General features: G+C 53.8%; 4 protein-coding genes and 1 pseudogene. 2 read left to right on the top strand and 3 right to left on the bottom strand.

Annotation, left to right across the window (positions count from 1 at the left end; translation table 11 throughout):
* From H8D24_04675 to H8D24_04665, 3 genes and pseudogenes are all read right to left on the bottom strand, one after another.
* Positions 1-2,052, bottom strand: a 2,052-nt coding sequence (locus tag H8D24_04675) for an ATP-binding domain-containing protein (GenBank protein MBC8519686.1), incomplete at its 3' end; no start/stop codon positions are given.
* A gap of 423 nt (positions 2,053-2,475) precedes the next feature.
* Positions 2,476-3,231: pseudogene (locus H8D24_04670) on the bottom strand (UvrD-helicase domain-containing protein).
* A gap of 12 nt (positions 3,232-3,243) precedes the next feature.
* On the bottom strand, positions 3,244-3,906 hold the full coding sequence (locus tag H8D24_04665) for a ComF family protein (GenBank protein MBC8519685.1): 663 nt from the start codon (positions 3,904-3,906) through the stop codon (positions 3,244-3,246).
* A 105-nt stretch (positions 3,907-4,011) separates the two neighbouring features.
* Here H8D24_04665 and bioB point away from each other — a divergent pair, with 105 nt between their 5' ends.
* Together bioB and H8D24_04655 are read left to right on the top strand one after the other, a co-directional pair.
* Positions 4,012-4,998, top strand: a complete 987-nt coding sequence (gene bioB, locus H8D24_04660; protein MBC8519684.1) for a biotin synthase BioB — start codon at positions 4,012-4,014, stop codon at positions 4,996-4,998.
* Between the two features lie 14 nt (positions 4,999-5,012).
* Positions 5,013-5,705: aminotransferase class I/II-fold pyridoxal phosphate-dependent enzyme (locus H8D24_04655; GenBank protein MBC8519683.1), on the top strand; the 693-nt coding region annotated here is incomplete at its 3' end.

The raw sequence follows: 5,705 nt of genomic DNA, 5'->3' as shown, positions 1-5,705 counted from the left end.
CAGCCACTTGGTGCCGGCTTGGGGGAAGTGGATCTGGATTCGTGCCTGGGGGCCGCTCCCCTCCAGCATCAGTACCGTCCCCTCCCCAAATTTTGCATGTCTTACCTGCTGCCCGGGATAGAGACCGGTTCCTGAATCCTCAGTTAGTGCCGGCTGTTTTCGGTAGCTACTGCGCTGGCTGGAGAGCGGCGTTGAGATGGTTGAGCGAATTCTGACCTCCTGCATCAGCTCTCTTGGCAGCTCCTTGATAAAACGTGACTGCCGGGGGTGGTTCTCCTTGCCGTAGAGACGACGGCTCTCGGCGTGGGTGATGGTCAGTTTCTCTCTGGCACGGGTGATTCCCACATAGCAGAGGCGTCGCTCCTCCTCCAGTCTGTCTGGATCATCCGATGACATACGGTGGGGAAATAGCCCCTCTTCCATCCCGCTGAGAAATACCTGCGGGAACTCAAGCCCCTTGGCGCTGTGGAGGGTCATCATCTGTACACAGTCCTCCCACTCCTCTGCCTGGGTGTCGCCGGCCTCCAGCGCTGCCTGTGCCAGGAATTCATCCAGAGGGTTGAGTGATTCATTATCAGCCACCTCATCTGCAGGGGCAAACTGGCGTGCAGCGGTGACCAGCTCTTCAAGGTTTTCAACTCTGGTACGGGCCTTCTCGCTTCTATCCTTGCGGTGGTGAGCCATCACCCCACTATTTTTGAGAGCAATCTCAACCTGTTCCACAAGAATTTTGTTCTCGGCCTCCTCATCCATATGCTCTATTAACTGGATAAAGCCCGCCAGGGCGTTACGGGCACGAGCTGCTAATACATCGCCTTGAATCTGTTCTACTGCTGCCTGCCAGAGTGAGATTCCTGCACTCTTTGCATGGTCACGTACCACCTGAACAGTACGGTTGCCAATGCCACGGGTAGGGGTGTTGACCACCCGCTCGAATGCGGAATCATCATCACGGTGGGCCATCAGCCGCAGGTATGCTAGTGTATCCTTGATCTCGGCCCGCTCGAAGAAGCGCACTCCACCATAGATGCGGTATGGGATATTTGCACTCAGTAGTGCCTCCTCCAGTACACGGGATTGGGCGTTGGAGCGGTAGAGGATTGCATTCTCGGAACGCGCACCGCCCTTGATGGTCCAACTCTCAATCTGCTCAGCAATAAAGCGGGCCTCATCCAGATCGTTGAAGGCAGAGTAGAGCTGGATCGGCTCTCCATCATGGTCCTCGGTCCAAAGCTCCTTACCCATACGGCTGGGGTTGTTCTCGATCAGCGCATTGGCGGCATTTAGGATGTTGCCGGTAGAGCGGTAGTTCTGCTCCAGCTTCTGACTCTCTACCTCGGGAAAGTCACGGGTGAAACTGCGGATGTTTTCAACCTGTGCCCCTCGCCACCCATAGACAGAGTTGTGAGTGACAATGCCGTTGGCGATGAAGTTGTGCGTGTTCTCAATATCCAGATCGTAAATCGTTTTTCTTCCTTCCGACCAGACAATACGCTCTACCGCCTCATATTCTCCATCCTGATTAATGATCGACATCCCCTCACGGATTGCGGCTGCCTGAATAAATGGGAGTGAACGGGGCAGGATATGGGCGTTGAGAATGATGGTTCCATCGAGCAGTGTCTTGAGTTGGTGGGCGGTTTGAAGAATGTTCTCAAACGATTTATTACAGGTTTCATAGCGCCAGCTATTGGAGTTGGGCTTTGCTGCACGAACACTGAAGCCAGCCGTTTCCATCAGCTGTTTTCTGGATGTGTCATTGCCCACGACAGAGATTCGATGCATGGGGCGACTCCCGCGACGTTCTCCGCAGAGGGTGACAACAATGTTAGAGCGGTTCGAGTCTCTGCTTTGAGGCCGGTGGTGGGGCTGTTCAGAGTCTAGCTTTACATCAGAGAGGAGGCGGTGGGCGCCAGAGGTCGAGTCAATGGTATCGAATACCTTTTGGATGTAACTTGCTTCGTGAATCAGTCCATTCTTGCTTCGTTGTTTACGAGGGGTAAAAGGAAGTGTTGGGATCTGATACTGCAACGAGGCGATCGTTTCATCCATTCGGGCATCGTTTTCACTGTCATGTGTGCGGATGATCCAAAGCGCATCGGCATGCTCCTGTACGGATCGAAGCATATATCCCAGTTTGCTGTGTTTGTCGGCATCCATATGGACTTTAGTTGTTCCCAGTCGATAACCGATTCCTCGTTTGAACATCAGATAGAGGAAGTATTTCTGCGGTGCATCTGTCTGAACATAGCCAGCGAAGTGGGTGTGCTCTTTGGTGCTGGTGAGTTGTTTGCCTGAGGCGGTGTGGATGGTGATGAGATCACCCTGGAACGGTTTCTTATGGCAGCGTAAAACGGTTGAGGGTTGAAAGTCTCCCTTACCGAATCCTGAGAGTACTTGATCGCCGGGTGTAACCTGTTCGATCTTTTTCTCTGAGCCATCGGCCATGGAGATCATGGTCCCGGCAGTGAGGCATTGATCATCGTCTCCGACCACAAAAGTGGATCCATGTTCACCAGCCAATAGCCTTATCCAGGCATACTGAATCGTGTTGGTGTCCTGAAACTCGTCTACCAGAATATGGCTGAAGCGGTTGCGATAGTGGGCCAGAAGCTCTGGGTTGTTGAGCCACATCTCATGTGCCCGCAGCAGGATCTCTGCAAAGTCTACCAGTCCACTGCGCTGACAGGCTGCCTCATAAGCCATATATATCTCTGCCATCTGTCTGAGCCAGTGGTCATGGCCAGGATCTATCTGGTGGGAACGGATCCCCTTGTCTTTCTGCTCATTGATAAACCACTGCGCCTGTTTTGGTGGCCAGCGCTCATCATTCAGGTTCATCTCCTTGAGTAGGCGACGGATCAGACGTAGCTGATCCTCGCTGTCAAGAATCTGGAAATTCTGCGGTAGATCAGCCTCCTGCCAGTGGCTGCGGAGTAGGCGGTGGGCCAGTCCATGAAAGGTCCCAACCCAGAGGTTACCGGCCGGCATATCTAACAGGGACTCAATGCGTCCCTTCATCTCCTTTGCCGCCTTGTTGGTAAAGGTGACGGCGAGGATTGACCATGGCGATATCTGTTCTGCACGAATCAGCCAGGCGATGCGATGAACCAGTACCCTGGTCTTGCCGCTTCCGGCACCAGCTAGTATCAGGCTATTTCTCGACTCTGTGGTAACTGCCTTGCGCTGGGCCTCGTTCAGAGGCTCAATGATCTCGGTGATATCTTCCATGAAGCTGGTAGTTTACCCGTGGGGCGGAGTATAGGCGAGTGCCCAGATCTGAATCTTGCCAGCCCCGCCACTTTTCAGGGCATGGGTGACAGCTCTCATGGTGCTGCCGGTGGTTATCACATCATCAAAGATGGCAACGGTGGCACCATTTAGAGGGGTGGTTATGTGGAAGGCATCTTCCAGGTTGTGCCTCCTCTTTGCGGCGTTCAGGGAAAGTTGTGGTTCTGTATGTTTTCTTCTGAGACAACTTGTTATATCAAGCGGAATGCCAAGCTCTTTGGCAGGGTTACGGATTATCTCAAGGGCCTGGTTGAAGCCGCGCTGGCGTAGCCGTCTGGGGTGGAGTGGAATAGGTAGTATCAGATCCGGTGGTGCAGCCATATCCTTTTGAAGCTGCTCCATCATCAGTGAACCAAATAGTCTGGCATAGTTAAGTTTGTGGTCAAACTTCAGCTGTTGGATCAACGGGGCCAACGGCTCGCTATAGCGATAGGGGATGATAATCTTGTCCCACTGATTGCGGCTCTGAAGCTCGAAAGGGGCGCTGCTTAGAGTAGGCAGTCTCTCTCTGCAAGAGTTGCACAGCGCAACATCACCATGACTCGGGATGCCGCATATGGCGCAGGGTTCAGGGGGAGTAAGTTTGCGCAGTTGTCTGTAAACTTTTTCAAACATATATGGTTGACAGCAAAGTGTTAGAGAGTAGGATTATTTTTCATTCTCATAGTGTAACTACTCATATTTATGGTAGAGAACTTTTTCTCTCCTCGGAGGCAGATAATGAGTTCAAATTCAGAGGTTCGTAACAGTTGGCAGTTAAGTGAGGTGGAGGCGCTATTTGACCTCCCTTTTAATGATCTGCTGTTCAAGGCTCAGACCATTCATCGTGAGACCTTTGATCCAAACAGAGTGCAGGTCAGCACCCTGATGAGCATCAAGACAGGCGGTTGCTCGGAGGATTGCAAGTACTGTTCACAGAGTGCACGCAACGACAGCGAGCTGGAGCGTGAAAAACTTGCGGAGGTAGAAGAGGTTCTAAGAGCTGCAGAGGAGGCAAAACGCTCAGGCTCATCCCGCTTCTGTATGGGGGCGGCTTGGCGCAATCCCAGGGGGAAGGATATGGAGCGACTGCTCACCATGGTGAGTGGGGTCAAGGCGCTGGGGATGGAGACCTGCATGACTCTGGGAATGCTGACCCAGAGGCAGGCTGAGAAGTTGAAGAAGGCGGGGCTTGATTACTATAACCATAACCTGGATACCTCGGAGGCCTATTATGGCGAGGTGATCACTACCCGAACATATCAGGACAGGCTTGATACCCTGGAATATGTACGCGATGCCGGTCTCAATGTATGCAGTGGCGGGATTGTGGGGATGGGTGAGTCCAGGCAGGATCGTGCCGGGCTGTTGGCAACCCTGGCCAACCTTCCCAGGCAGCCGGATAGTGTGCCGATCAACCGTCTGGTACGGGTCTCCGGAACCCCGCTGGATGAGATGGAGGGGCTGGAGGAGCTTGAGCCACTGGAGTTTGTCCGCACCATATGTGTGGCCCGCATAGTGATGCCGAAGTCGTGGGTACGGCTCTCGGCAGGGAGGGAGTCGATGAGCGATGAGCTGCAGGCGCTCTGTTTTGCGGCGGGCGCCAACTCCATCTTCTCAGGGGAGCAGCTGTTAACTACACCAAATGCGGGTGAGGAGAGTGATGCCTCACTATTTGCAAAGTTGGGGCTGGAGGCTACGGCTGGGGAGGAGGTGGTGTTGGGGTAGCCTCCATTCTAAATATGGGTATTGACCACCAATTACAGCAGCAGCTTGATGAGCGCATGGAGCAGTCACTCTATCGTCAAAGGCGAGTGGTTGATTCACCTCAAGGGGTGGAGATTGAGGTTGATGGTAAACGTTATCTCTCCTTCAGCAGCAACGACTATCTGGGTTTGGCCAACCATCCAGAGATAGTGGAGGCGTTTCAGCAGGGGCTCTATCGTTGGGGGGCAGGAAGTGGGGCGGCCCACCTTGTAACCGGCCACACAGCTGCCCACCATGCGCTGGAAGAGGAGTTGGCAGACTTTCTGGGTTACCCCAGGGTGCTGCTCTTTTCGTCAGGCTATATGGCTAATCTGGGTATCCATCAGGCCCTGCTGGGACGCAACGACAGAACAATTCATGACCGCCTGAATCACGCCTCCCTGCTTGATGGGGCAAGGCTAAGTGGGGCAAAACTATTGCGCTATACCCATGCCGATATCACTGCCCTGGAGCGTAGAGTGTCGGAGCCACATAAGGGGCGTACCTTGGTGGTGACCGATGGGGTATTCAGTATGGATGGTGATATTGCCCCGCTGCCGGGGGTTGCCGGAGAGTGTCGATGTGGTGGCGCTACACTGATGGTGGATGATGCGCACGGAATTGGGGTTCATGGTCCAGGGGGGAGGGGGACGGTGGCAAAGTTTGGATTGGGGGTGTCAGAGGTGCCG

It is taken from the genome of Candidatus Thiopontia autotrophica (assembly GCA_014384675.1).
Taxonomy (GTDB): Bacteria; Pseudomonadota; Gammaproteobacteria.
The sequence above is the reverse complement of the archived record's forward strand: the minus strand, read 5'-3'. Positions and strand labels throughout refer to the sequence as shown.

Coding starts and splice junctions, on each gene's coding strand:
- H8D24_04665 (MBC8519685.1), bottom strand. CDS start 3,906: ATGTTTGAAAAAGTTTACAGACAACTGCGCAAACTTACTCCCCCTGAA.
- bioB (MBC8519684.1), top strand. CDS start 4,012: ATGAGTTCAAATTCAGAGGTTCGTAACAGTTGGCAGTTAAGTGAGGTG.